The 24,269-nt window shown below is 64.0% G+C and carries 23 protein-coding genes; 8 read left to right on the top strand and 15 right to left on the bottom strand.

The annotated features are described in order from the left end of the window. Window positions 1-32 precede the first annotated feature (32 nt). Window positions 33-1,213 (bottom strand): IS3 family transposase gene (locus tag ACP159_RS25225; RefSeq protein ID WP_425098180.1). Its coding sequence is split into 2 segments (ribosomal slippage): window positions 33-916 and window positions 916-1,213, totalling 1,182 coding nucleotides; the frame shifts between segments, so codons are not numbered across the junction. 299 nt (window positions 1,214-1,512) lie between these two features. On the opposite strand from ACP159_RS25225, the gene ACP159_RS25220 reads away from it, so the two are divergent. After that, window positions 1,513-2,853 (top strand): formylglycine-generating enzyme family protein, encoded by a 1,341-nt coding sequence (locus tag ACP159_RS25220; RefSeq protein ID WP_425102447.1) that lies wholly within the window; start codon window positions 1,513-1,515, stop codon window positions 2,851-2,853. 574 nt (window positions 2,854-3,427) lie between these two features. Here ACP159_RS25220 and ACP159_RS25215 read toward each other — a convergent pair. The 8 genes from ACP159_RS25215 to mprF all read right to left on the bottom strand — a co-directional run bounded on the left by ACP159_RS25215 (window position 3,428) and on the right by mprF (window position 12,966). Next, on the bottom strand, window positions 3,428-4,045 hold the full coding sequence (locus ACP159_RS25215) for a hypothetical protein (RefSeq protein WP_425102446.1): 618 nt from the start codon (window positions 4,043-4,045) through the stop codon (window positions 3,428-3,430). A 1-nt stretch (window position 4,046) separates the two neighbouring features. Further along, the gene (locus ACP159_RS25210) at window positions 4,047-5,045 is read right to left on the bottom strand and encodes an ABC transporter permease subunit (protein WP_425102445.1); all 999 of its coding nucleotides are present in this window, start codon (window positions 5,043-5,045) and stop codon (window positions 4,047-4,049) included. Continuing rightward, entirely contained in the window at window positions 5,038-5,970 is a 933-nt protein-coding gene (locus tag ACP159_RS25205; RefSeq protein ID WP_425102444.1) for an ABC transporter permease, read from the bottom strand. The genes ACP159_RS25210 and ACP159_RS25205 overlap by 8 nt, the downstream gene beginning before the upstream one ends. Beyond that, window positions 5,967-6,713 carry an ABC transporter ATP-binding protein gene (locus ACP159_RS25200; protein ID WP_425102443.1) on the bottom strand — a complete coding sequence of 249 codons (747 nt, stop codon included), beginning with the start codon at window positions 6,711-6,713 and terminating at the stop codon, window positions 5,967-5,969. Before ACP159_RS25200 ends, ACP159_RS25205 begins: the two co-directional genes overlap by 4 nt. A gap of 71 nt (window positions 6,714-6,784) precedes the next feature. After that, complete coding sequence (locus ACP159_RS25195) at window positions 6,785-7,576, bottom strand: hypothetical protein (protein WP_425102442.1); 792 nt, start codon at window positions 7,574-7,576, stop codon at window positions 6,785-6,787. Window positions 7,577-7,583: 7 nt separating this feature from the next. Continuing rightward, window positions 7,584-8,222 (bottom strand): hypothetical protein, encoded by a 639-nt coding sequence (locus ACP159_RS25190; protein WP_425102441.1) that lies wholly within the window; start codon window positions 8,220-8,222, stop codon window positions 7,584-7,586. A 120-nt stretch (window positions 8,223-8,342) separates the two neighbouring features. Beyond that, entirely contained in the window at window positions 8,343-10,376 is a 2,034-nt protein-coding gene (locus ACP159_RS25185) for a VTT domain-containing protein (RefSeq protein WP_425102440.1), read from the bottom strand. A gap of 4 nt (window positions 10,377-10,380) precedes the next feature. Next, on the bottom strand, window positions 10,381-12,966 hold the full coding sequence (gene mprF, locus ACP159_RS25180; RefSeq protein WP_425102439.1) for a bifunctional lysylphosphatidylglycerol flippase/synthetase MprF: 2,586 nt from the start codon (window positions 12,964-12,966) through the stop codon (window positions 10,381-10,383). 193 nt (window positions 12,967-13,159) lie between these two features. Here mprF and ACP159_RS25175 point away from each other — a divergent pair, with 193 nt between their 5' ends. From ACP159_RS25175 to ACP159_RS25160, 4 genes are all read left to right on the top strand, one after another. Further along, window positions 13,160-13,534 (top strand): PepSY domain-containing protein, encoded by a 375-nt coding sequence (locus tag ACP159_RS25175; protein ID WP_425102438.1) that lies wholly within the window; start codon window positions 13,160-13,162, stop codon window positions 13,532-13,534. Between the two features lie 79 nt (window positions 13,535-13,613). Continuing rightward, window positions 13,614-14,285, top strand: coding sequence for a response regulator (locus tag ACP159_RS25170; protein WP_425102437.1), 672 nt, complete (start codon window positions 13,614-13,616; stop codon window positions 14,283-14,285). A 20-nt stretch (window positions 14,286-14,305) separates the two neighbouring features. Further along, the gene (locus ACP159_RS25165; protein WP_425102436.1) at window positions 14,306-15,676 is read left to right on the top strand and encodes a sensor histidine kinase; all 1,371 of its coding nucleotides are present in this window, start codon (window positions 14,306-14,308) and stop codon (window positions 15,674-15,676) included. A 72-nt stretch (window positions 15,677-15,748) separates the two neighbouring features. Next, window positions 15,749-16,357 carry a cytochrome b/b6 domain-containing protein gene (locus tag ACP159_RS25160; protein WP_425102435.1) on the top strand — a complete coding sequence of 203 codons (609 nt, stop codon included), beginning with the start codon at window positions 15,749-15,751 and terminating at the stop codon, window positions 16,355-16,357. A gap of 50 nt (window positions 16,358-16,407) precedes the next feature. On the opposite strand, the gene ACP159_RS25155 is transcribed toward ACP159_RS25160, so the two are convergent. Then, a complete protein-coding gene (locus ACP159_RS25155; RefSeq protein WP_425102434.1) occupies window positions 16,408-16,698 on the bottom strand; it encodes a hypothetical protein in 291 nt (96 codons plus the stop codon). A gap of 458 nt (window positions 16,699-17,156) precedes the next feature. Between ACP159_RS25155 and ACP159_RS25150 the strand changes: the two genes are divergently transcribed. The 3 genes from ACP159_RS25150 (at window position 17,157) to ACP159_RS25140 (ending at window position 20,642) form a co-directional block, all read left to right on the top strand. Then, complete coding sequence (locus ACP159_RS25150; protein ID WP_425102433.1) at window positions 17,157-17,690, top strand: hypothetical protein; 534 nt, start codon at window positions 17,157-17,159, stop codon at window positions 17,688-17,690. Between the two features lie 240 nt (window positions 17,691-17,930). Further along, the gene (locus ACP159_RS25145; protein ID WP_425102432.1) at window positions 17,931-19,193 is read left to right on the top strand and encodes a hypothetical protein; all 1,263 of its coding nucleotides are present in this window, start codon (window positions 17,931-17,933) and stop codon (window positions 19,191-19,193) included. A gap of 141 nt (window positions 19,194-19,334) precedes the next feature. After that, a complete protein-coding gene (locus ACP159_RS25140; protein ID WP_425102431.1) occupies window positions 19,335-20,642 on the top strand; it encodes a hypothetical protein in 1,308 nt (435 codons plus the stop codon). A 245-nt stretch (window positions 20,643-20,887) separates the two neighbouring features. Here ACP159_RS25140 and ACP159_RS25135 read toward each other — a convergent pair whose 3' ends face one another. From ACP159_RS25135 to ACP159_RS25115, 5 genes are all read right to left on the bottom strand, one after another. Beyond that, window positions 20,888-21,370: a phage terminase small subunit P27 family gene (locus tag ACP159_RS25135; RefSeq protein ID WP_425102430.1), complete on the bottom strand. Its 483-nt coding sequence runs from the start codon at window positions 21,368-21,370 to the stop codon at window positions 20,888-20,890. A 201-nt stretch (window positions 21,371-21,571) separates the two neighbouring features. Continuing rightward, window positions 21,572-22,282, bottom strand: a complete 711-nt coding sequence (locus ACP159_RS25130; protein WP_425102429.1) for a recombinase family protein — start codon at window positions 22,280-22,282, stop codon at window positions 21,572-21,574. A gap of 75 nt (window positions 22,283-22,357) precedes the next feature. Further along, entirely contained in the window at window positions 22,358-22,897 is a 540-nt protein-coding gene (locus ACP159_RS25125; RefSeq protein WP_425102428.1) for a phage terminase small subunit P27 family, read from the bottom strand. Further along, entirely contained in the window at window positions 22,897-23,106 is a 210-nt protein-coding gene (locus ACP159_RS25120; protein WP_425100246.1) for a DUF7220 family protein, read from the bottom strand. Before ACP159_RS25120 ends, ACP159_RS25125 begins: the two co-directional genes overlap by 1 nt. Further along, window positions 23,103-24,269 (bottom strand): site-specific DNA-methyltransferase (locus ACP159_RS25115; RefSeq protein WP_425100247.1); only part of this gene is annotated, 1,167 nt, incomplete at its 5' end. The genes ACP159_RS25115 and ACP159_RS25120, both read right to left, overlap by 4 nt.

Here is a 24,269-nt window from a genome sequence, read left to right as displayed (position 1 = left end):
CTCCCCATCTTTTGGCCAGTTTCCGGGGTGGTTTAAGCTACTCTCTGCCCCTGCTGGTCGGTTTCGATCTGGTTGAAGTAGACCACGGCGGGCGGCTGTCCGCCATGGGCGGCGTGAGGCCGCTGGTGGTTGTAGAAGGTGATCCATTGGCCAACCCCGGCCTTCGCCTGCGAGCCCGTCTCCCAGGCGTGCAGATAGACGCACTCATACTTCAGGGACCGCCAGAGGCGTTCGATGAAGATGTTGTCGAGACACCGGCCCTTGCCGTCCATCGAGATCCGGGTGCCGATCCGTTTCAGCCGGTCGGTCCAGGCGAAGGACGTGAACTGCGACCCCTGATCGGTATTCATGATCTCGGGCGGGCCGAAGCGGTGGACCGCCTCGTTCAGCGCCTCGACGCAGAAGTCGGCTTCGAGCGTGTTCGAGATGCGCCAAGTCAGCACCTTGCGGGTGAACCAGTCCATGATGGCAACCAGGTAGAGGAAGCCCCGCCGCATCGGAAGGTACGTGATGTCGGCGCACCAGACCTGGTTGGGCCGTTCCACCCGCAGGCCACCCAACAGGTAGGGGTAGGTTTTGTGCCCCTTGGCCGGTTTGCTGGTGTTCGGCTTCTGATAAATCGGCATCAAACGCATGAGCCGCATCAGCCGCCGGATACGCTTCACGTTCACAGCGTGGCCCTCGTTCTGCAGGTGCCAGGTCATTTGTTGGACGCCGTAGAACGGGGTTTCGAGGAACTGCCGGTCGATCAGTTGCATGAGCGCCAGGTTCACTGCGGTCTCGCCCAGCGGTGCGTAGTAGAACGACGACCGCGAGATCGACAGCAGGCGGCATTGCGCCCCGACCGACAGCGTGGGGTGAGAGCGTTCGATCATCCCGCGCCTCACTTGCCGGTCCAAGGCTTGAGCTTTCTGGACAAAAAATCGTTGGCGACGGCCAGTTCCCCGATCTTGGCGTGAAGCGACCGCACCGTCTCCTCGTCGACCTCGGCCTTCTTCTTCCCGCCGCGCTCGAAAATGTCAGATGCGCCTTCAAGCAGCGCGCTCGCCATTGTTCTTGAACCAATGGCGCACAATGGCTCGCTCCACTGATGGATCATGGTCGGATGCACGCCGTATTCCGCGGCCAGCTCCGACACCGTGCGCTCGCCCTTCAGGGCTTCCAGCGCCACGCGAGCCTTGAAGCCCGCGTCATGGTTCCTGCGTTTCGACATGTTCTGATCTCCTCGTTCTTAGAGACCAGCAGACGTCAGATAGTAGCTTCCGTCACTGTCCGATTTTCGGGGAGGAGCTCAACAGGAACGCGCCCGACAAACGCAACGACAATGTGGGCTTCCGTCCTGCCCGAGCTCCCGACCGGTGTGGCATCGCCGGGCCTGACCAGGCCTGTTTTCATGGCGTCCGGGGTAAAAGCCGTTCGCCGAAACCGAAAGGCTGCCGGCGCGCTGGTAGGCGGGAGATCCCGTGCGAAGGCTCGCTGGCGGCCGACCTGGGTTCGGAAGGCGAAAAAGAAATGACTGTTTGGTTGGTGCAGTATCGTTTCGACAAGAACCGCTCTCTTGAAAAGCGATTGGCGCCCGGTCTGCGAGAGAAGTGGCAGATCAGCCCATATGGACCGAAATTTATCAGCCGCGAGGCGCGAGACGGCGATTTTGTGATCATCTGGCGGACTGTTGATCGTGTTAGCCCGGGATACCGCCCCAGAGACGACGGAGGAATTGTTGGTTGGGCGCGACTTAAACTGGACACGCGGCATCGAATGCAACCGCACATTTATTTTGAGGTGACCCACGCATTTCCGGAAAAGCCGATACTCCGAAATGACGTCTATGCAGCCCTCGGGATCGACAGGTGGGATGCATCACGTTGGCCAGGCATGGTATCGCTCCTCAAGGTCGAAGAAGATCAGGCGAGGATCCTAAGCGGTTTCTTTCCGATACAAGAGGCACCCCCACAACCACAATGGCACCCGCTGGCCTCCGGCTACCCTCCGGATTGGGCCAGTGGTTGGGGGCAGGACGAATGCGGCGTCTTCGTTGAGTTTGCGGTGGGCGAAGTCACGCAGAGAATGCGCTGGTGCCCGCCCGGTCAATTTCTGATGGGGTCGCCAATAACCGAAGACGAGCGACATGATGGCGAAGGACCGCAAGTCGAAGTCACATTCGCCGAAGGGTTCTGGCTGTTCGACACTCCGGTTGCCAATGCGCTTTTCGATGCCGTTATGGATCACATGACAAGCGCGACGACAGACACGGACTGCCCTGTCACGGAGGTGATTTGGGACGAAGCTCAGGAATTCTTGCAGCGCTTGAATGCATTGATCCCGGGATTAGAACTCCGCCTGCCGTCGGAGGCTGAATGGGAATATGCATGCCGTGCAGGGTCGCGCACTCCTTTCGAGCCCACTGTAGCTCGGCAATTCTCCGGCCAAACGATCACCCCTGAGGAGGTGAACTACGACGGGAACTATCCCTACGATGATGCGCCCAATGATGTGTATTGGGGAAAAACTGTCGCCGTGAAGCCCCACAGGTTCCGTCCAAACAAGTGGGGCCTGTGGCAGATGCACGGCAACGTTTATGAATGGTGCGCTGACATCTGGAGCGACAACCATGAGGGCGCTGCGCCTGACGGCTCCGCCCGGCAAGCATCTCGGCGAGATGGCGAGTCGTACCGCGTCCTGCGCGGCGGCTCCTGGTGCAACGACGCCAGGTTCTGCCGGTCCGCGTACCGCGCCGGGTACGCGCCCGACAACCGCTTCGGCGATGTGGGCTTCCGTCCTGCCCGAGGTCAGCAGGGAGCTCAGGCAAGTGCGGCGGAGCCGCCGTCGGGAGTGGCAGAGAGCGAGGCGTAGGCGGAGCCACGCCCCGCGACCAGCCACTCCCGACCGCGCCGAAGGCGCGGTGTATTCCACTCGCCATGTTCGCCCAAGTCCGCTCCCTGCGCACTGCTGTGGATCGTGACATGCGCGGCGAACGGTAGGTCACCGTCCTCCCTTCCTACAGTGCCTGCAACAATGCTGCACTGCGGAAATCTCAATGCTTCGATACATACCCGGACAATCAGCGAATGTTCGATTTCTGCTCCACCTCAGGGAACGCGACTCCGGTCGAAGTGTTCAGGTTGCTCTTCCGGAAAGTTCTTTTTTTACAGGTTCTTGCAAAGAATTCACCAAATCAGCGCACTCATCAGGTCCAGAGAAAAACCGGCTGAGAGAACGGATTTTGGGTCAACGGCCGCTGCGAAGGTGTTCAGCCTTCCCCACAAACCCCTTTGAAAACACGGGAAAATATTCCCGGCAGCGGGCGTGGAGAAACAGTTCCCTAGGGCATATGGCGGAGGGGGTGGGCCTCACATCCAACCTTCTCCACCGCTTGAGGCCGCACATGCATTGTGGCGCCGGAGCGTTTCCTCCGGCGCCAAACCTGTCAATCCGCGGTTTCAGCTCCGCCCGGATCCTTCTCCACGGTCCCCTGAACTGCGGTGAAGCCGTCGGCCTGGACCGAGACCGTGACGTGCTTTCCGGCAAGGCTGGTCACATAGAGCGAGTTGGGGTTTGCCCGCAGATGGCCCGGTGCGGCGCCTTCGTCGATGTGGATGCGGGCCTCTCCGCCGGCGGGCACGGTCACCTGCGGGTGGTAGAGGTAGATTTCCTTCGCTCCGCTGTCGGCGTCGGTGATCGTGTAATAGACGGTCAGCCCCGAGAGATCAGCGGCGCCGTCGTTCAGGACCTGGATCTCGAGGTGATCGGGCGCGTCCTTGTGCGTGGCGGGATCGACGTTGTTCTCGACCAGAACTTCGCCAATCCGGTATGTCGCCGCAGCACCGCCTGCGACTGTGGGATCGGCGGCGTTCACCGGATCGTTGTCAGCAAGATCGTTCTGACCGTCGCCATCGGTGTCGGGGTTCATCGGGTCGGTGTGCAGAAGCGGTTCGGAGATGTCGGGCACGCCGTCGCCATCGGTATCGGTCGTCGTGGTCTGGGCATGCGCAAGGCTGGTGCTCAGAAGCAATGCTGTGAGGGTCATTGTCGTGATCGTCTTCATGTCAGGACTCCTTGGTCAGACGGTCGGGATTGATCGGACGCAGCAGCGCGAGGCCGCCCAGCCCGAGGGAGAAAAGGAAAAGGAAGAGCAGGTCGCCCTGCTTCTCGGCCATCACCTTGGCCAGCGGCGCACCGGTATAGGTGTCCTTGATGCCGAGGACGGCGAAGGTGAAGCGCTCGAAGTGCTTGGTGACAGAGGCGACTTCGATCCCGTTGCGGAATGTCTCGTATCCGGCGAACCCGGCCTTGATCCGGTCTTGCTCGGCCTTGGGGATCGAAAGCTGGGCAAATACGCCGCCCGCGACCTGGTTGTCGGGGTCCATCGTGTCGCCGATCTGTGGCGCGACGAGCACGACGAGGATCCAGAGCGCGAAGGCGTAGATAAGGCCGCTGGCGGGGCTTTTTGCCCAGAGGCTGAACCCGAAGCCAAGCGTGAAAAGAGCAGAAAGATACAAGACGCCAGCCGCCCATGTCAGGACCAGCCGTCCGACATCGCCCATGGTCAGCCCGATTCCGGAAACGATAGGCAAGAGGATCGCCGTGGCGAGGAAGACGACGGCCAACGAGACCGCCGCAAGGCCCATGCCACCGATGATCTTGGCAAGGGTATAGGCCCAATGCGGCATCGGCCGGGTCAGGATCAGCGCGAGGGTCTGCCGCCCCCTCTCCGCCGCCGCGGCGCGGTAGCCTGCCACCAGAGCGATGACGGCGCCCATGATCTCGATCTGCTCGATCATTCCGCGCATGAGTTTCAGCGGGTAGAACTCGGGCGCCGCGATGGCGGAGGCGTCCTTGCCGAGCGCCAGAAGCTGCGCCCGCGCGGCGGCATAGGTTGCGGCATCGCCATGGAGCGCGATCGCGCCCGTGACCAGCGATACGGCCGCGGCGGCGATGAGGGCCAGCGTCGCCCAAAGAAGAAACCGGTCGCGTAGCTGCTCGCGGGCATCGCGCAGGGCGATGGTCATGACGCTGCCGGACAGGCTGGGAAGGAGTTCAGGCATCGGGGCCTCCGGCGTTGAGATTGAGTTTCGCGGCAGAACGCGCGGCGAAGAGGCCGGCGAAGATCAGCGCCACTGGAAGGGTAACAGCGGGCGGGATCGGACCTCGGGAGGTCAGGCCATCGGGCAGGAAGCTCAGGAGGTCCCCCGAAGCCCAGGCAAAACCCTCGGCCAGCGACAGCGGCCCCAGCACCCGCGACATCAGATGGAAGAACCCCGAGTCAGGGGTGTTCGCCAGCGTCGAGACCGGGTTGATCGCGGCGGTCGGATGCACGTTCGCGGTCAGTTCGGGCAGGACGAAGGTCATGACCAGCCAGACGACGGTTGCCGCAATCAGGCCGCTCGCGGTGGCGGGCATGCGGGCAGCGGCCCCAAGCGCCACGAACCCGAAGATGGTGATGTAGGCCCAGCCAGCGACCAGAAACAGCGCAAGGCGCAAGAGGTCCACCGGTCCGACGACCAGCGAGGGGATGGTGAAGAGGGTCGCGACCGAGATGACCCCGGCGACCGCCATCATCGCCCCCGTTGCCGTCACCAGTGCCCGCATTTTGCCAAGGGCGAGATCGCGGCGCTCGAATGGGCGCGCGCCGATCAGCGGCAAGGTGCCTGCGCGGCGGTCGGTCTCGATCAGAAGCTGGCCGATCACGATGGACCCGAAAGCGCCGATCAGGCTGATGTAGACGCCGAGGTTGCGCAGCACCGCGAGCGGCGCGGTCTGGCTGACCGGGTTCGGCGGCACAGGCTGGCCCGAGGCGGACAGATACGTCGCCGCGTCGGCATAGATCGCGTTGACAGTATTCGTCGCCGACCAGCCCAGCCAAGCCGTGACCAGCACCATTGCCGCGAAGAAGACGATCAGGATCAGGACGCTCCTGTCCCGCGCAAGTTCGGCCAGCGATTGCCGGGCGATGAGCCGCGCCGGGGTCATGCCGCCACCACTGGCGTGCGCTCCGCGACCCCGACATAGAGGTCTTCGAGGCTGCGCTCGTCGTATTTGTCCGCGACGGCCTGCATGCTGTCTTGGAAGACCAGCTTGCCATGGGCCAGCACCCCGATCGAGGTGCAGCTCCGCGCGACCTCGGACAGAAGGTGCGTGTTCATGAAGATCGTCATGCCCCGCGCGTGCAGCTTCTCGATGATCTCACGCAACTGGCGCACCCCCATCGGATCGAGGCCCGATGTCGGCTCGTCGAGAAACAGGACCTCAGGCTGATGCAGGATCGCTTGGGCCAGACCGACGCGCTGCCGCATCCCCTTGGAAAAGGTGCCGACGCGGCGGTCGGCCAACGAGGCGATGTCGAGGAAGTCGAGCGTATCGCCTACGGCGTCCGCCGGATTGACGACGCCGGACAGTCGAGCGAAGAAGGTCAGGTTCTCGCGCGTCGTGAACCGGTCGTAGAGACGCACGTTTTCCGGCAGGTAACCGATGGCGGCGCGGACTTTCAGCGGATCGGAAGCGATGTCATGGCCGGCGACGCGTCCGACACCCGAGCTGGGCGCGAGCAGCGTGGTCAGCAGGCGGATCGTCGTCGTCTTGCCGGCACCGTTGTGGCCGAGAAAACCGAAGACCTCGCCCTTCGGCACGTCCAGAGACAGGGGATGCAGCACAACTGCGTCGCCGTAGGATTTGCTGAGGTTGGAGGTCGAGACGGCGGGAATAGCATTGGTCATGGCCGAGGTCCTTTCAGGGAAGGCGCGGTCCCGGCGTAGGCCGGAACCGCACGTGTTTCAGGGGTGGAAGGTCATTCCGCGAGGTCGGGCGCGGCTCTGGTAGTCATCAGCACCACGGTCCCGGCGATCACCGCGAGGAAGGCAAGGCTGGTGACGATGGTGCCCAGCCCGAGGCCGCCAAACTCGGTCGGCTGTGCCAGGAAGTCACCGAAGGAAGCGCCAAGCGGGCGAGTGAAGATGTAGCAGAGCCAGAAGGCCCACATGCCATCGAGGCCGAGCGCGAAGTAGCCGAGCGCGAGCGAGGCGATGATCAGCCCGAACAGCACTCCGGTTCCGGCGAAGCCGACGCCGAAGGCCTCGGAAATCAAGTCGCCCACGGCGGTGCCAAGCGCGAAGGTGAAGAGGATCGCCAACCAGTAGAAGGCCTCGCGGCGGAAGGTGAAGACCTCGTGGATCGAGAGCGTCCGTTCGACTGCGAACCAGACCGCGAAGGTGGCGGCGAGCGCCAGCGTGAAGCCGATGGTCGAGGTGATGAGCGGGATGCCAAGCGCGTCGGTCATGTTGTCGGTGATCAGCGTGCCGACGACCGAGATCAGGACCACCGCGATCCAGTACGTGGCAGGAACGTAGGCCTTCTGGCGGAACTGCCAGAGCATTGTCACGACAAGGACGGCGGTCATCAGGACCGTCGTCGCGCCGAGGCCTAGGCCGAGGTTGACGGCGAGGAAGTCGGCGGCGGTTTCGCCCATGGTCACCGCCATGAGCTTGATGAGCCAGAACCCGGGGGTGACTTCGGGCACCCGGTTCACGCCCGAGGATTGCGACACGGGACCGTCGAAGTCGGCAATAGCTGTATTGGTCATGATGGGATCATCCGTTCAAAAGGGCCAGCGCCTGCGCCGAGAAGGCGTCGGCATGGGCGTCGTCATCGGCATTGCAGCGCTCGAGTGCCTTGGTTTGCAGATCGGCGACAGCGGCGACCGGTGTCGTGCTGCCGATGGCGGTGCGAAGCTGGCCGATCAGAACCTCGCAGGGGATCGCGCGGCCGCTCTCATCGGTCACGGCGATGCCAGAGACGTATTGAATGGGGCTAGAGGCTGCGGCCGGCACGGGGGCATCGAGCGTCTTGGACAGGGCAGCAAGCGCGGCATCGACCGTCGCTTGGTCGGGAGTTCCCGCGCGCAAGGCCGAGAACGCCTCGTCGGCGGCCGCATCGACCGTATTCCAGGCAGCCCGGTCGGCCTGACGCAGGGCCGAGGCGTTCTGGTCCCACAGAGTTTCGAGGTCGGTGATGCGGTGTTCGGCGGCTGCGAAATCGCCGGTGGCGGCGATGGTCTGGGTGTCGGCCACGATAGTCTTGTAGGCCGAGAGGTCGCCCAGCCCGGGCGATTGCGTTGCTGCGGTGCTTTGTGCGGCGGGCGAGATCATCATCTCGGCCAGCGCGAATCCTGCGGCCGGGACAGCTATCAGCGTCGCCGACAAGGCAAGGTTCCTAAGGGTGGAGTTCATGGGAGGCGTCCTGTCGATATGCACGCGGGCCTCCAACCGAGGTCCGTATGCGCAGGTCTGACAGGGACTTTCCCGAAGCGTCTGGCGTACTTCTTACACTTCGGTAAGAAGGCGATTTTCTTAGGGAAGGAAGATGGACACGACGTTGTCCGAGGTGTGCGACGCGGCGAGGACGGTCGCGCCACGTGCCACAAGGCCCTGAACAAGAGTATCTCGGAGCATCGGGCTGGCCCCAATGGTCTGCGTCGTTTCCGTCTCTCCTGCCTCGTCGACACCCACGGTTCCGACAAAGGCGCGCAACCCATCGGCGGTGACGAATTCGGTGCGCCAGAAGCGGAGTTTCGGATCGGCCAGCGAAGGCGTCGCCCCGGACGCACGCTGAACGAAGGCGAGATCGTTGGGCTGCCCGCGCCAGAAATGCGAGACGGTCTCGACGGTTGGATCTTCGCTGCCGCCGACCGCTGCGAAAATTGCGTCGAAGACAAGGCCCGGAGTCGGCAGCTGCGCCGCTGTCCAGTCCGATGCGAGGACAGCATCGGAAAGAGCAAATTCGTCTCGGGCGAAAACGACGAGCGAGACCGGATGCACCGGCGAGCCCATCAGCGACTCGGTTTGCGCAGGGAGGCCCATTTGCGCCAGAGCAGCAGCATCTGACAGAACCTGATTAGCGACCTGGACAGGCGCATTGCGGGGATGATCATAGCGCCAGACGTTTGACGCGGCCAGGACGGCCAGTCCTGCGGCCACCGCGAGTGCTGCGATCCTCGCCCTGCGGGCCATCGGCGCAGTTTCAACGGACGTCCGCGACAAACGCCATTCCGAGATCGCGATGCCGACCGTCACCCAGAGCGCACCGACCAGCCAGCCGTTCAGGACGTCGCTGAGGTAGTGCTCGATCAGGTAGATGCGGCTGACGCCGATGGCGAAGGCCATGAGGCCAGCCAGCAGAAGCGCCGTCTCGGCACGGAGCCTCCCCGCCCGCCAGACGACATACATCAGCATTCCATAGGCTGCGACCGAAGCCGCGGCATGTCCGGAAGGGAAGCTGCCAGAGGTCTCAACAAAGACACCGAGGGGCGAGCGCGGGCGCCCGAAGGCGAGTTTGAGCACCGCGACGGTAAGGGTGTTTCCGGCCACCGAAACCGCCAGCCCTGCCGCAAGCGCGCGCCGCCCTTCCGTCATCAGCCAGATCAGCGCTGCCACGATGACCGGCAGAACGACCTGCCAGCCTCCAACGGCGGTGATGAACGACGCTACCCGGATCGGACCCGGCGACTGGAAATGGTGGATCAACTCGGACAGACGGTTGTCGAGCCCAAGCAAGGGATCGCCGAGGAGAAACTCGAAGACGGAGTCGAGCCAGACCGTACCGATGTAGAAGAAGACCACCGTCAAGAGGCTGAGCGTCAGCCCGGAAAACGCATTACGGTCGAGTCGCGCCTCGACCCAACGTGCCATCTCGGGGTGGTCCTTGATCCGACGCCGGACCGCAGGCAGGTCTGCGAGATTGCGCAGCGCGGCAGACATGACCGCCCATGCGAGCGGCAGAAGTCTCAGCGCCGAATAGAGCGTGGTCCAGAGGATGAGCAGCGCCAGCAGAACGATACCGGTCAAGACAGCGACCCGGGTCAGCGATCCGCCGATCCGGCCCATGACATCGCCTAGGAAATAGCCGATGGCGACATGGGCAAGGGCATAGGGAATGCTGCCCAAGATGTTCCAGATCAGGAACTTGCGGCGGTCCATGTCCGCCATGCCCGCGACGAGCGGCACGAGCCCCGCCACCGGCCCGAGGAACCGGCCGATCACCAGCGCCATTCCGCCCCGCCTCTCGAAAAGTCCTTTGGCGCGGGCAAAAGCGGCGGACTCCCCGAGGCGCCGGCGGCCCGGAAGGCGGTTCATGGCCAACTTGCCGGTCCAATAGCTCAGTTCCGATCCAAGGACCGACCCGAGCGCGACGAACCAGGCGAGATCGAAGAAGTCCAGCAACCCGCGCTGGACGAGGATGCCGCCGGCATCCACGATCAGTGTTCCGGGAACGACGACGCCGGTGACGAAGAACGCCTCAAACATCGAGCCCAGGCCGATGAGCCAGTAACTGAGAACGCCAATCGCCTGGAGTGAAGGGAGGATCTGGTCGAGAGACAAGTTCATGAAGTCACTTCGCAATCAGGCCGCGCGCCGAGCCCGCAATCAGGAGGGCCACGTCACCCATTCCGCGCATCGGCGAGACGTTGGGCGGCAGCGCCAGATAGCGCGGGCGCCAGTCCGGCTGAAACTTCTGCTTGAAGGTCCTGAGCCCCTCGAAGTTGTAGAATGCGCCGCCGTGACGATAGATGAGCCGCCCGAAACGGTTCCACGATCGCGCGACCGACCGCTCGGACAGCCCCGACAGAGGCGCTGTGCCGAGGCTGAATTCCAGCGCTCCTTTCGCCTTGTAGTGTTCGATCAGGCTGAGGAACATGTTTTCCATGAGGCCCGAGGCCTCTTCGGGCAGATAGCGCATCAGATCGACGGCCAAGTGTGCGCCGCTCTTTGAGGCCAGAATATTGGCGAAGGCGACGATGCGACCGTCCTTTCGCACAACCGAGATATCGAACAGCGCCAGGTAGTCCGGATCGAAGCGCCCGACAGAAAAGCCCTTCTCGCGTCCGGTCTTGCCGCCGAGCCACGCATCCGAGATTGCACGAAGTTCTGCAATGAGTTCGGGGGTATGGGGCGATGTCAACATGGTGAACTCGTACCCGTCCCGCTGGCGCTTGTTCATCGCAGCGCGCATAGTCTTGAACCGACCGCCCGCGAGGCTGAACTCGGGAAGTCGGACGACCGCTTCCTCTCCGACCTTGTGCAGAGTCAAGCCGAGTTCGACCCAGAGCCCAAGGTTGCGCGCGCTGACCTCGTAGAAGACGGGGCGCGCGTTGGACCGGGCGGCCTGGTCGGCAAAGGACCAGACAAGGGCCTCGAACTCAGCCCGATCGCCAACCGGGTCGCCGAGCGCAATCCACGATCCGCCCCGGACGGCATACATGATGAAGGCATTTCCGGTTTCGGAAAACAGGAACCGCTTGTCTCCGGTCTGGCTCAGCCAGGCCTGCGGGTCTTCGGACATGTCGCACAGGACGGCGGCCTGGGACATTACTTCTGGCCGCGCCTCCTCGGGCGGCTTCCGCCGGATCGGACGCGTCAGCAGGTAGATCCCGAAAAAGAACATGAGCGCGGTCGCTGCGAGCCCCGCTCGGAGCGCGCGGGGTGTGTTCGAGTCGTGCGAGAACTCCGACCACAGGTCATTCGAATAGGGGACGGCTTTGTGCACGAAGAAGAAGAACGCGGCGGCTGCGACCCCGACGCCGAAGACCGTGGCGAACCATCGGGTATCGAAGACGCCGGCCGTCAGGCGGCCGGGTCGGTCAAAGGCTTTCCGGAACGGCAGGAGCAGAATCGCACCGGCCCCCAGGAAAGCCGCGTTCTCGAACCCGAAATCATTCAGGAGAGAAGCGACAGCCCCGGCCAAAAGAGCACCAATGGCGAACCACCAGCCAGAGGAAACCCGGCGCGCGAGGCCATGTGACACGATGATCAGCGCGACGCCTGCAATCGCCGACGCGAGGGTTCCGCCTTCGAGCAGAAGCACACCGACGAGGTCGCCTTCCGCCATCTCTTCCGCGCGCACGGATGGCAACATCGTGATCAGCAAAAGCCATGCTCCGAACCCGAAAGCCACGGTCGCGACGAGACCCGGCGAGAACCCGTGCAGCGTGGCAAAGGCCGGTTGCAGGGCCGGCGCCCCGGCAAGAAGGCGGCCGCCAAAGCCGCTGGCCAGCCGAATTTCGTTCAGGGCGACCAGCAGGAACGCCAGTGCGAAAGGCACCAGATAGTAGACCAACCGGAAGAGGAGCAGTGCCGCAGCTGCATCTCCGACCGGCACCGAGGCCGGAAGCGTACCGATGACCACCGTCTCGAAGACACCGATGCCGCCGGGCACGTGGCTGAGCACACCGATCATCGTGGCAGCGGCATAGACGGCGACGAAGGTCGCGTAGTCGGGCTTTCCCGCAGGCAGAAGAACCCACAAGGCGAAGGAGGCAGCGGCGATGTCGATCAGGGTGACGACAAGTTGTCCGGTAAGGTCGGCCGGCGGCGGCAGGTGCAGTTCATGACCGCGAATGCTCAGCGAACGCTGCGAGACGGACATCCAGGCGATGAGGGCGACCGAAACCGCGGTAATCCCGGCGGCAACGATCTGGATAGTCGATGGGGCATAGGGGAGCCAGGCACCGACTGCGCCGGGATGGACGGCAAGGGCCGAGATGCCAACGAGGGTCAATCCAGTGCCGAGGGCGACGGCAATGTAGCCTGAAACGGCGGCCACCTCGAATGCGTTCAGGCCGACGGCGGAATAGATCCGGTATCGCACCGCGCCGCCGGAGATGACGCTGACGCCAATCGTGTTGCCGAAGGCATAGCCGAGGAAACCGCCAAGCGCCACGATGCCCCGGTCAAGCGTTTTCCCGATGAACCGCAGGCCGAACCAGTCATAGAACATGAGCGCGACGTACCCGATGACGGTGGCCCCGAGCGCCGCGGCAAGCGCACCCATTGGAGTCGCCCTGATATGCGCTGCGACGTCGGCCGGGTTGACGGGCTTCAGGAGGTGATAGAGCGCATAGAGCCCCAAGGCGAAGAGACCGGCGCCCAGAACGATGGGCGCGGCGCTTCGCAGGAATTGTAAGTTCAGTCGGGCCATCCCCACTCCGGTCCGCTCGGCGTTTCGGTGATCGGGATGTGACTACTCTCGGGAAACCCTATCTGAAAACCGCAAATGTCACAAATGTCTGGTTCTTACGAAGTTGTAAAAAGCCGGTAAAGCGATCCGTGGTACCGGTTCTCAATTGTAGAATGCAGGCGACGAGACCTGTGCTCTACAAGGAACCTATCCCATGCTTCGCAAGACCATGATCCTCCTGCCCGCCGCGCTCCTTGGGGCCCTGCCGTTCGCGGCATCGGCCGAAACCATGGACCAGAGCGAGCTCGACATGTTCCGCTCCGCATCGCTCACGATCCAGCAGGCAAGTGATGCCGCCCTTCAGGCACATGCCGGCACGCTGGCGGCCGTCGCCTTTGGCGACGAGAACGGGCGCGCGGCCTACGAGGCGGTGGTGATCGGCGGCGACGGCCAGCCCTGGACCGTTCTGATCGACGCCAAGACCGGCGAGGTCTTCGCCTCGGCGCTGTCTTCGTCTATGGATGATCACGAGGATCAGGGCGACGGCCAGGACGAAGAAGATCACGACGGCGAAACGAACGACGGTTGATCGAACGTCCCCTCGAAAATTCAGACCATTGCCCGGCCGCGTCAGGCGGCCGGGGCGCATTTTGGAAAGACCGCGGCGCATGAAGATTCTTTTGGCCGAAGACGATAGCGAAACAGCCGCCTATGTGGTGAAAGGTCTCTCTGGGGAAGGCCATGTCGTCGACCATCTGACCAATGGGAAAGATGCGCTGTCTCAGGCGATGTCGGGTGACTACGAGCTCTTGATCCTCGACCGGATGATGCCCGGGCTCGACGGTCTGTCGGTGCTGAAGTCGCTGCGCGCGGCCAAGATCGACACGCCTGCGATCCTGCTTACGGCAATGGGTGCGGTCGATGACCGGGTGGCGGGCCTGCGGGGCGGCGCCGACGATTACATCGTCAAACCCTTCGCCTTCGTCGAACTGCTTGCACGGATCGACACGATCTGCCGAAGGCCAGCGACGCGCGATGAGGTGCTGGAACTTGTCATCGGCGACCTGCGGCTCGATCTGCTGAAACGCGAAGTGACGCGTGATGGCGATAAGATCGACCTTCAGCCGCGCGAATTCCTGCTCCTGAAACATTTCATGGAACGGCCCGGCCGCGTTCAGACCCGCACCGTGCTGCTTGAATCGGTCTGGGGGCTGCACTTCGACCCCAAGACCAGTGTGGTCGAGACCCATATCAGCCGGCTGCGCAACAAGATCGACAAGCCCTGGGGCAAGCACTACCTCGTCACGCTGCACGGGGTCGGCTACGTGCTCCAGCCATGAGGCGGCCGCTCTCTTGGTCGATGCGCTTCGCGCTTGCGCTGTCGGCGGTGTTTGCCATCGGCACACTGTCGGCGGGAGGGCTCGCCTACCTGTTCCTGTCGCGAGAGATGACTGCCCGCCTGTCCGCTGACGTCAGGTCGGGGACTGAAAGTCTCGCCAGGATCGCAGCGACAGGGGACAGGACTGACCTGCGGGAACAGATCCTCGCGCAGGTGCGATCCAGCCGGGACGGTTCTAGCCTTTTTTCCTTCGTCGATGCCGGATCCGGTCAGGCACTCGGATCCCTGCATGTTGCCGAGCCGTTCGAAGGCGCGCGACGGCTGCTGGTCGGTCAGGACATTCCGGAAAGTGACGTGACCGGCACAGAGAACGCCGAGGCCTATCTTGCCTACGGCATCCGGACCGACCTCGGCTGGGTCATCGCGGCACGAGACGAAGCATGGGTGGCTGAAAGCGGCGAAATCCTGATCCAGACAACCGCCTGGTCGCTGGTGCTTGCCGCGCTTCTGTCCATGGGACTTGCCGTGGTCATCGCCCGCAAGAACGAAAGGCGCATCGACGGGATGGACCGGGTCCTTGACGAAGTTGGCGAAGGCAGACTTGACCGCCGGATCGGTGACACCGGCAGCGACGATCTGGCGGCGCTTGCTGCCCGCGTGGACCGGATGTTGGATCGGCTCGAAGCAGGCGTCGCATCGATCCGGCAGGTCTCCACCGATGTCGCGCACGACCTGCGAGCCCCACTCGCACGGCTCCGGATGCGGCTCGAGCCTCAGGCCCTGTCCTCCGACGTGCCGACCGAGGCCCGGCACGAAATCGGCTCGGCCCTGATGGACATCGATGCCATCTCTGCGACGTTCGATGCGATCCTGCGTCTTGCCCGCCTGCAATCCGGCACGGTGGCGCGGCGCGACGAAGCCGTCGACTTGGCAGCGCTGGCCGCATCGGTTCACGAGATCCTGCAAGCCTCTGCCGAGGAAAAGGGCCACACCCTTGATCTGGACATACCCACGATGCCCGTCGAGGTACAGGGAGACGAGGACATGCTCTCGCAGGCCCTGACCAACCTCGTCGCTAACGCCATCGAGCATTGTCCGTATCCGGCACACGTCCGGATCAGGGCCGGCCTGCGCGATGCGCGGCCCTTCCTTGAGGTTTCGGACAATGGCCCGGGTATTCCCGAAGCCGACCGCACCCGGGTGCTGGAGCGGTTCGTGCGGCTCGACGCGAGCAGGTCGGTTCCCGGAACCGGGCTGGGCCTCAGCCTTATCGCAGCCATCTCCGCTCTGCATCGAGCCCAGCTGGTTCTCGAGGACAACGGACCAGGATTGCGGGCTTCCATGGTTTTCCAACCCCTCGAATCGAAGCATACGGTTCTTACGAAAGTGTAAGGTGGCGGCAAGGCAATCCGGGACGGCGGCTGCCATATGAGGGGAACAACCCGCCAACAAGGCTTCCCTCCAATGTCCCTCGCACTTGAAACTCCACAGCCGGATCAGCACAGCCTCTCGACCCGCCTCGTCCATGCAGGGCTTGCCCTGTCCATCTGCACCCAACTCGCCACAAGCCTCTTCATGCAGGGCCCGACCGACACGACGGCAGGCGACGCGATCTTCCAGCTTCACCGCTACTCCGGTTTCGCGGCGCTGGTCTTTGCCCTTTTGTTTTGGATGAACCTGACGTTCCGGCATCGCGGGACGGCACCCTCGGCGCTTTTCCCCTGGTTTTCGAGCGAACGACGCCGCGCCTTCGCAACGGACGTGGGCAACCACTTGCGCAGCCTTATGCACGGACGACTGCCCGCCTATGAGGAAACCGGTCCCTTCGCATCGGCTGTTCACGGGCTCGGTCTGCTCCTGATGACGGCAATGGCGGTCAGCGGCGGGGTCTATGCGGCGCAGGTCTGGGCAGGCCTTCAATCGCCCGAGCCTGATGGTTCACTGGCGATGACCGTTCACTTCGCACTCGCCAACCTTGTCTGGGTCTATCTAATAGCCCATGCCGGAATGTCGACGATCCACCACTTTGCCAGGTCGGCCCCATTGGGCAAGATGTGGCGGCTCAAACTTTGAGTTTGGCTTCGCCAAGGTTTTTCCTGACAATCTGACCTACTCCGGTCTAGTCAATAATCCGTCTCCACATAGACCCCCGAGCAATCGTATGCGACCGCCGCCGCCGTCGCGCCGTTGTTCATGTAGTTGCGCGGGCTCAGGAGCTGCGTGGCGGCGGGAATGTCGGTGTCGAGCATAGCCTCGACCACCGCCCCGCTGACCACCTCGACCACCCGAACCCCGATCTCGCTGCTGTTCGGGGCGGCGAGGAGCGTGAGGGTCAGGACGTTCGTCGTGCTCGCCACCGGGAAACTCGCCCCGAGATCGGTGAGCGTGGGCGCGCCGGAGGCATCGTTCAGCACCGACTGCCATTTCCGTGTAGGTGCCGCGCTGGAAGCCGATGCCGATGCAGTTGACCACGGCCGAAAGTGTCAGGGTCGTGGCCAACGCTGTTGTCGAGCCGTAGAGTCCGAAGAAACCCATGCCGGTCGCCTCCAAGGTCACCAACGAAAGACGGTTCACATAGGTGAAAGCCCGGCATGAAGATGCCGGGCTTTCGTGTCATCGGGTGTGGAAGGTGTCAGACGGTGCGGCGGCGACGACGGAGCATGGCGAAGCCACCAAAGGCCCCTATAAGCAGGGGCTAGGTGGCCGGCAGCGGGACGGCTGAGACCGTGGGACCTGCGGCATAGGATGCACTGACCTCCGCGGCCGAGAGCACGCCATCCCAGACGTCGACCTGATCGATCCGATCGTCCATGCCGCCAGCCAGTGTGGTGGTGGACAGCGAGGGCGAACTCGGACTTGGACAGTCGCCGGTGTGCCGCTGCATGTCTGGCGCGAAGACGGCACCGCCGCCGTCAAGGTGGAGAACGACCCATCCAGCCCTACCGCCGCGCGCGAGATGTTCAACATGACGAACAACGGTGGATCGTATTTCACGCTCGACAATTCGTTGTCCAAGACAACCTGGTACTTCGTGCACGAAAACGCCGCGCCCAACCGCTTCATCATCACCGATGGCGTGGCCGACGGGCCGGAGATGACGCTGACGGCGGAAGGCGATCTGACCATTCTGGGCCAGCTCTTCACCGCCGGGAGCTGCGCCGCCGGCTGTGACCGGGTGTTCGATGCGGGTTATCCGCTGTCGAGCATCCCCGAGCAGGCGGCGCTGATGAAGGCGCTGAAACACTTGCCGAACGTTGGCCCTACCCCCGAGGACGGCCCGTTCAACCTGACGCAGATGACCGGCGGGATGCTGAACGAGCTGGAGAAGGCGCATCTTTATATCGCCGAACTGGAAGAGCGGGTCGTGCGGCTGGAGGCCCTTGTCTCGGCCCTGTCTGCGCAGTGACCTGCGGAATTTGACAGATCGGCACCTGCGATGCCAAAGTTTCCGCAGGGGAAAGGTGCAAAGGGCTCTCGGGTGGAGGGAACCGGAGGCCTGACGGACCCCGGAAAACGCTCCGCCTTCCCGACCCGCACACCATTTTCTGCGGGCACCTGCGCGGGACATGTCCCCGCATCTGCGATTTCGCGACCTGATCTCCTGACGGAACTCAGGGTCGCCATATTTTGAGAAAGGTATTGATCCATGGCTCCCATTTTCCCGAAGGTCGCACCGCACCGCCGTCTGGGCTTCTGTATCCTGGCTGTCGTCCTGCCATGTTCGGCCGGTGCGCAGGATGTGCATGCGCAGAACACGACGATCTACGATCACCTGTGCATCGGTGCGGATTGCCTGAACCCGGAGACCTATCCGAACAGTGTGGGCAACGCGCTGAAACTCAAGAGCGTTGTTCCGGGCATCGAATTCCAGGATACCTCATCATCCACCGGCTACCCGAGTACGGATTGGAAGATTCAGGCCAACGGGGCGTCGGCGGATAACCAGAACCAGTTGTTGTTCCTCGATAACGACGTGGGCAGGGCGGTCCTTGCGCTTGAGGCCGGGGCGCGCAGCAATGCCTTGTTCGTGAGCGGTCAGGGGGCCATCGGGGTAGGCACCAGCCTCCCGCAAAGCGAAATGACCCTTTACGATTCAGCGGTCAACGGTTTCGGAACCGCGCTCGAGCTGATTGCCGAAGACACCACCGGGAGTGTCATCTATTCCGACACCGCCCGGATCGCCATGGGCGCCAGTCTTTTCGGAGAGGGCGTGCTGACCATTCTGGGCGGCGCCGGTCTCACCGCGCCGGTGAGCTTTGCGCTCGGCGCGCCCACGGACTCGCTGCGGGTTACGGACACCGGCGGTGTCGGCCTCGGGGCGTTTCAGGTCGACACCGCGCTGCACGTCGAGCGCGGCGACGGCACCGCCGGGATCAAGGTTGAGAACAACAGTAGCAGTTCGGTCGCCGTCCGCGAAATGTTCAACATGACAAACAACGGCGGGTCTTATTTCACCCTTGCCAACACGGCGAGCGGCACGACCTGGTATTTCACTCACGAACAGGCCTCCCCCAACCGCTTCATCGTCACCGATGGCGTGGCGGACGGGCCGGAGATGACGCTGACGGCGGAGGGCGATCTGACGGTGCAGGGCGAGATTTTCACCACGGGAAGCTGCACCGCCGGCTGTGACCGGGTGTTCGATGCGGATTATCCGCTGCCAAGCATCCCCGAGCATGCGGCGATGATGAAAACGTTGAAACACCTGCCGAATGTCGGGCCGACGCCGGAGGATGGTCCTTTCAACATCACGCAGATGACCGGCGGCATGCTGAACGAGCTGGAGAAGGCGCATCTTTATATCGCCGAACTGGAAGAGCGCGACCGGATGCGCACCGCAGAGGCCGAACGGATGAACGTCCGCATCGCGCGGCTCGAGGCGCTGGTGGAGACGCTCGCGGCCCGCTGACGGGGGCAAGGGTTTGACAGGGCGGACCCGCACCTTGTTAACTGGCCGGATCAGATCGCGGGTGTCCGGCCCTTTCGAATTCCGATCACCGTGCCAGCACCTCCGGACGTCAGGCAGGCACATCATTTCCGGGAGCCTGACGTGACATTTCGCCAAAGCGCCTTTTCCGCCCTCTTCATCGGTGCGGCCCTCGCTGCCCCTGCCTTTGCGCAGGACATCTTCAACAACGGCGTCGAAATTCAGGATGGCAACATCAATGTTGCCGATCTCTACGTCCGGGATAGCGCCAGCTTCGGCAGTGCCTGCCTCGGTCTGCAATGCGGCAAGAACGTGTCTTTGAACGGGACCGTGCCGCTGGTGGTCTTCGGCGTCCCCGAGGCCTGGGCCGAGTTCCGCAACAACCAGGTGTCCGGCACCGGCGGCATACCCGGGCGCGATTGGCGGCTGCGGGTGAACGACAACTTCAACGGCGGGATAGAGCGGTTTTCGATCGAGGATCTGGATGCCGCCACTGTCCCCTTCAGCGTCGACGGCGGCGCGCCCGAGAACGCGCTCTGGATCGACAGTGGCGGCGGCATCGGGCTGGGCACCATGCTGCCGCAGGACCGGCTGCACATGGTCGGCTCCTTCGGCCCCAGCCTGCGGCTCGAGCAAACCGGCAACGGGCTGCTGCCGCCGCAGAGCTGGCGGGTGATCGGGCAAACCGGGTTCAGCATTGCGGACGTGACCGCAGGCACCACGCCGATCCGCCTCGAACGGGCGGCACCGGACAATGCGCTTTACGTCGATGATGCGGGCGGCGTGGGGCTTGGCACCGGAACGCCCGCCGTGCCGCTGCATATCGCGCGCGACGACGGCACCGCCAGCCTGACGGTCGAAAACACCGGCGGCGATGCGGGTGTGGCGCGCGAGATGTTCAAGATGGCCAGCAACGGCGGGTCTTATTTCACGCTCGACAACACTGGCAGCGGCACGACGTGGTATTTCGTGCATGAAAACGCCGCGCCGAACCGGTTCATCATCACCGACGGCGTGAACGACGGGCCGGAGATGACCCTGACCGCCGATGGCGACTTGACGATCGAAGGCCAGCTATACACCGCAGGGAGTTGCTCGGCGGGCTGTGACCGGGTGTTCGACGAGGATTATCCGCTGCCGACGATTGCCGAGCAGGCGGCGCTGATGAAGGCGAACAAGCATTTACCGAACGTCGGACCGACACCCGAGGACGGGCCGTTCAACCTCACCGCGATGACCGGCGGCATGCTGAACGAGCTGGAGAAGGCGCATCTTTATATCGGGCAGTTGCACGAGGAGAACGCCGCACAGGCGCGACAGTTGGACGAACAGGCGGCCTGGATTGCGGCACAGGATGACCGGTTCGCTGCGCAGGAAGCGGAGATCGCGGACTTGTGGGCTCTGGTCCATGCCCTCGTCGCGGGACGATAAAGAGCGAATGACACCGCTGTTACCCGGCACGCAGGATAGCAAACCTCTGATTTCTTGACGGTGATATCAATGACTTCCCGTTTCTGACAGGTCTATGCACCTTGAGGACATGCTGAGACCGCCCCCCGTGCCAACATGCGAACGGCAGATCACAGGCCTGCCAAACTCTGCAGCATTGGCATCCGGATGGCCAAAGCAAAGTGTGAATGGCGGTAGCGCGGGAACCGGCAAGGGACACCTGCGGTTCACAGCCCCCATTCCGCCAATTCCGAGCCGATGGCATGGGCGTCATTCTCTGCACTGATCCGGGTTCTTGCGCTGGGGGTCATGCCGAACTCGGCGGCGTAGCGCATCATGTCGGACATCGCTTTGTTTGCGGTGCCGACGAGCGGGTTCTGGATGGCGTTGCCGCCTTTGGTTCGGATCATCAGGCCTTTGGTCAGCTGGTCTCGGGTGGCCATCTGATCGAGGGCAGTCTCCGCCTGGACCCAGCGGCCGTAGGCCTGGCAATAGGCCGCCAGGGCAGCACGATCGATTTCCGAGAGGATGCCGAGGGCGCAGAGTTGTTGGCTGATCCTGATCCACTCCGCGCAGGCCTCGGCCGTCAGATGCGGGGGCGGGTCCGGGCAGCGCGGCACTGGTCTGGGTTCACCCGGATTGCGACGGTCGGCGCGGTCGGTGCCGGTGACCAGCTTCAGCCCGCTGGGTTTGGGTTTGCGTCCGCGCATGACCCCCTCTTCGAATTCTGGCATCCTGGAAATTGTGCTCCCCCCGCCGGTCGCGGTCGAGAACGTGCAAAGATAGACCCACCCCCGGGGGTTGGAATAACTATACCCCAGACGCTTGCTCATTGGAATCCTGTCAGTTTCCGACAAATGCCGACACGGGCCGACCTGTCCAATGTTTGTGTCGATGAACCCGGCCGAAGGTCAGGTCACGGCGTGAAGCTGCGCGATCCGGGAGCGCAGGTTCCTGACGTTCGACACATGCCACCGCCCGCCTCTCCGGGTCTGGATGCCGCGGGCGTTGAGCTCTGTGGCCAATGCTCGAAGCGAAGTATGCCCTTCGGATTGCAGGGCGGCAATCACTGGCGCGAGGTCGCGGGCGAAGCTGTCGGCGTTGTGGCGGACGGTCTCGTGGAGCGCCGTGCCGCCTTTGCCGGCGCGTTTGAGGGCGGCGGCGCCGTTGGGGTTGCCGAGGCGGACGCCGCGGGCCTTGGCGGCGGCGAGGGCTTCCTTGGTGCGGCGGGAGATGGCGTCGCGTTCGGCCTGGGCGACGAGGGCCATGATGCCGACGGTCAGATCGTTGGCCTCGGGCATGTCGCAGGCGAGGAAGCGGACGCCGCTGGCTTGCAGGGTGAGCAGGAAGGCGGCGTTGCGCGAGAGGCGGTCGAGTTTGGCGATGACCAGCGTGGCGCCGGTCAGGCGGGCGAGGCTGAGGGCCTTGTCGAGTTCCGGGCGGTCGTTGCGGCCTCCGCTTTCGACCTCGGTGAAGCGGGCGAGAACCTCGGCCGACCGCGCCCCGGCGAAGGCATCGATGGCAGCCCGTTGCGCCTCGAGCCCGAGACCGGACCGGCCCTGGCGGGCGGTGGAGACGCGCTCGTAGGCGACGAGCCGGTTTGGGGCAGTGCTGCGGGCCATGTACACACCTGCGTAACCTTCGTTTGGCAGGTCTGTACGTCGCTCGACAGGGCTCCGAAGTGTAGTCCCGAAAGATCAAAGATCCCTGTCGAGGGTAATCTGAACCGGCTCCCTCGGCTTGTCGGTCCGGGGCGGTTTCGGGTTCCAGCCGTCCATCGGCTTCTCGAAGCGCTGTCCGAATTCATCGATGCCCACGATCGTGATCTGGATCTTGTCGACTGGCTCGGGCGCGCCGCTCACCGGCATGTCGATGCGGGTCCGGGCCACGGGCGTCAGGCCAAGCTCGGTCATGTAGCGCCCCATGAGCTCCAGCTGCTTGTTGGTAATCGTCAGCCAGGGCGACTGCTGGACATAGCCGCTCGGCGTCTTCAGGAGCGCCGGGGTGTCAGCAAGGCGTTGCTCGGCGTCCACCCAGCGCCCCCAGGCTTGGCAATAGGCCGCAAGCGCCGCACGGTCCGCGATGGTCAGCAGGCCGGCGCGGTGCAGCGGCGTGGCCAGCCGTCGCCACTCCTTCTTCGCCACGGGGGAGAGGTGGTCCGGGCAGCGAGGAGGCGCGTTGAGCGGCGTTTCCGCGAGGGTGCCCGACTTTGGACAGGGTTTGCGTCCGCGCCGCATCAGCCCAGCCGGACGAACAGACGGCGCAGGGCGTAGCTGCGCAGGAGAGAGAGCAGCGTAAAGCCCGCGCTGATGGCCAGATGCTGTCCGAGCCCAGCGGCGAGGCCGACCAGCGGGAACAGCGCGACTTGCAGGGCAAAGGCGGTGCAATAGCCGACGACGACATTGGCGAGGGCCTCGAGGGCGGATTGGCTGCGGGACTGGCTCATGCGGCGATGCCTTCCCGATCTCTGGTGACGGCGTCGAAGCTTTGCCCGGTGCCGTCCAGCACGGCGGGCTTGCCGGTAAACCCCTGCCAACGCTGGATAATCACATCGACGTAGGCCGGGCTGAGTTCCATGGCGTAGCACACCCGCTTCGTGGTCTCGGCGGCGATCAGCGTGCTGCCCGACCCGGCGAAGGGCTCGTAGACGGCCTGACCGGCGCTGGAATTGTTCAGGATCGGCCGCCGCATGCATTCGACCGGCTTCTGCGTGCCATGCACGGTGGTGGCGTCCTGATCGCGGTTCGCAATGCTCCAAAGCGTCGATTGTTTGCGGTCGCCGGTCCAGTGCCCCTTGCCGCGGACGGCATAGATCAACGGTTCGTGCTGCCAGTGATAGTGCCCCCGGGACAGCACCAACCGTTCCTTGGCCCAGATGATCTGGCTGCGGATCTCGAAGCCGCAGACGACAAGGCTCTCCGCCACCGTGGTCGCGTGCAGCGCCCCGTGCCAGACATAGGCCACATCGCCGGGGAACAGCGCCCAGGCCTCGTGCCAGTCGGCCCGGTGGTCGTTCAGCACCTTGCCCGTGCGTTTGGTCTTCGCAGCGCCGGTCTCGTTGCGCCAGGCGGGGTCGTAATCCACGCCGTAAGGCGGGTCCGTGACCATCAGGTGCGGCTGTATCCCACCAAGCAGACGCGCGACCGCCGCCCCGTCCGTGGCATCCCCGCAGAGCAGCCGGTGGGACCCGAGCTGCCAGAGGTCGCCGAGTCTGGACACCGGATTGGACGGCGGCTCCGGCGTCTCCTCCTCCCGCGCATCGCCTGTGCCGTGGCCCAGCAACGCATCGAGGTCCGCGCCATCGAAGCCGAGACTGCCAAGGTCGATGTCGAGCGCCGCGAGGTCGCCCAGTTCCAGCGCCAGCAACGCCCGATCCCACCCCGCCTGTTCCGCCAGCCGGTTGTCGGCGAGGATGTAGGCGCGCTTCTGGGCATCGCTCAGATGGGTCAGCTCGATCACCGGCACGCGCTCCAGCCCCAGCCTCTGCGCCGCCAGCACCCGCCCGTGGCCCGCGATGATGCCGTTCCCGCCATCGACCAGCACCGGATTGTTGAACCCGAACGCCCGGATCGACCCGGCAATCTGCGCCACCTGCGCCTCCGAATGGGT

The organism is Tropicibacter sp. S64 (assembly GCF_049803835.1).
In the GTDB taxonomy this organism is placed as follows: Bacteria; Pseudomonadota; Alphaproteobacteria; order Rhodobacterales; family Rhodobacteraceae; genus Pacificoceanicola.
The sequence above is the reverse complement of the archived record's forward strand: the minus strand, read 5'-3'. Positions and strand labels throughout refer to the sequence as shown.

Bases quoted from the DNA above. Each gene is read 5' to 3' on its own strand.
- ACP159_RS25195 (WP_425102442.1), bottom strand. From the start codon at position 7,576: ATGACCAATACAGCTATTGCCGACTTCGACGGTCCCGTGTCGCAATCC.
- mprF (WP_425102439.1), bottom strand. From the start codon at position 12,966: ATGGCCCGACTGAACTTACAATTCCTGCGAAGCGCCGCGCCCATCGTT.
- ACP159_RS25130 (WP_425102429.1), bottom strand. From the start codon at position 22,282: ATGGCCCGCAGCACTGCCCCAAACCGGCTCGTCGCCTACGAGCGCGTC.
- ACP159_RS25125 (WP_425102428.1), bottom strand. From the start codon at position 22,897: ATGCGGCGCGGACGCAAACCCTGTCCAAAGTCGGGCACCCTCGCGGAA.
- ACP159_RS25190 (WP_425102441.1), bottom strand. From the start codon at position 8,222: ATGAACTCCACCCTTAGGAACCTTGCCTTGTCGGCGACGCTGATAGCT.
- ACP159_RS25220 (WP_425102447.1), top strand. From the start codon at position 1,513: ATGACTGTTTGGTTGGTGCAGTATCGTTTCGACAAGAACCGCTCTCTT.
- ACP159_RS25200 (WP_425102443.1), bottom strand. From the start codon at position 6,713: ATGACCAATGCTATTCCCGCCGTCTCGACCTCCAACCTCAGCAAATCC.
- ACP159_RS25120 (WP_425100246.1), bottom strand. From the start codon at position 23,106: ATGAGCCAGTCCCGCAGCCAATCCGCCCTCGAGGCCCTCGCCAATGTC.
- ACP159_RS25210 (WP_425102445.1), bottom strand. From the start codon at position 5,045: ATGCCTGAACTCCTTCCCAGCCTGTCCGGCAGCGTCATGACCATCGCC.
- ACP159_RS25160 (WP_425102435.1), top strand. From the start codon at position 15,749: ATGTCCCTCGCACTTGAAACTCCACAGCCGGATCAGCACAGCCTCTCG.
- ACP159_RS25135 (WP_425102430.1), bottom strand. From the start codon at position 21,370: ATGCGCGGACGCAAACCCAAACCCAGCGGGCTGAAGCTGGTCACCGGC.
- ACP159_RS25170 (WP_425102437.1), top strand. From the start codon at position 13,614: ATGAAGATTCTTTTGGCCGAAGACGATAGCGAAACAGCCGCCTATGTG.
- ACP159_RS25175 (WP_425102438.1), top strand. From the start codon at position 13,160: ATGCTTCGCAAGACCATGATCCTCCTGCCCGCCGCGCTCCTTGGGGCC.
- ACP159_RS25185 (WP_425102440.1), bottom strand. From the start codon at position 10,376: ATGAACTTGTCTCTCGACCAGATCCTCCCTTCACTCCAGGCGATTGGC.
- ACP159_RS25215 (WP_425102446.1), bottom strand. From the start codon at position 4,045: ATGAAGACGATCACGACAATGACCCTCACAGCATTGCTTCTGAGCACC.
- ACP159_RS25145 (WP_425102432.1), top strand. From the start codon at position 17,931: ATGGCTCCCATTTTCCCGAAGGTCGCACCGCACCGCCGTCTGGGCTTC.
- ACP159_RS25205 (WP_425102444.1), bottom strand. From the start codon at position 5,970: ATGACCCCGGCGCGGCTCATCGCCCGGCAATCGCTGGCCGAACTTGCG.
- ACP159_RS25165 (WP_425102436.1), top strand. From the start codon at position 14,306: ATGCGCTTCGCGCTTGCGCTGTCGGCGGTGTTTGCCATCGGCACACTG.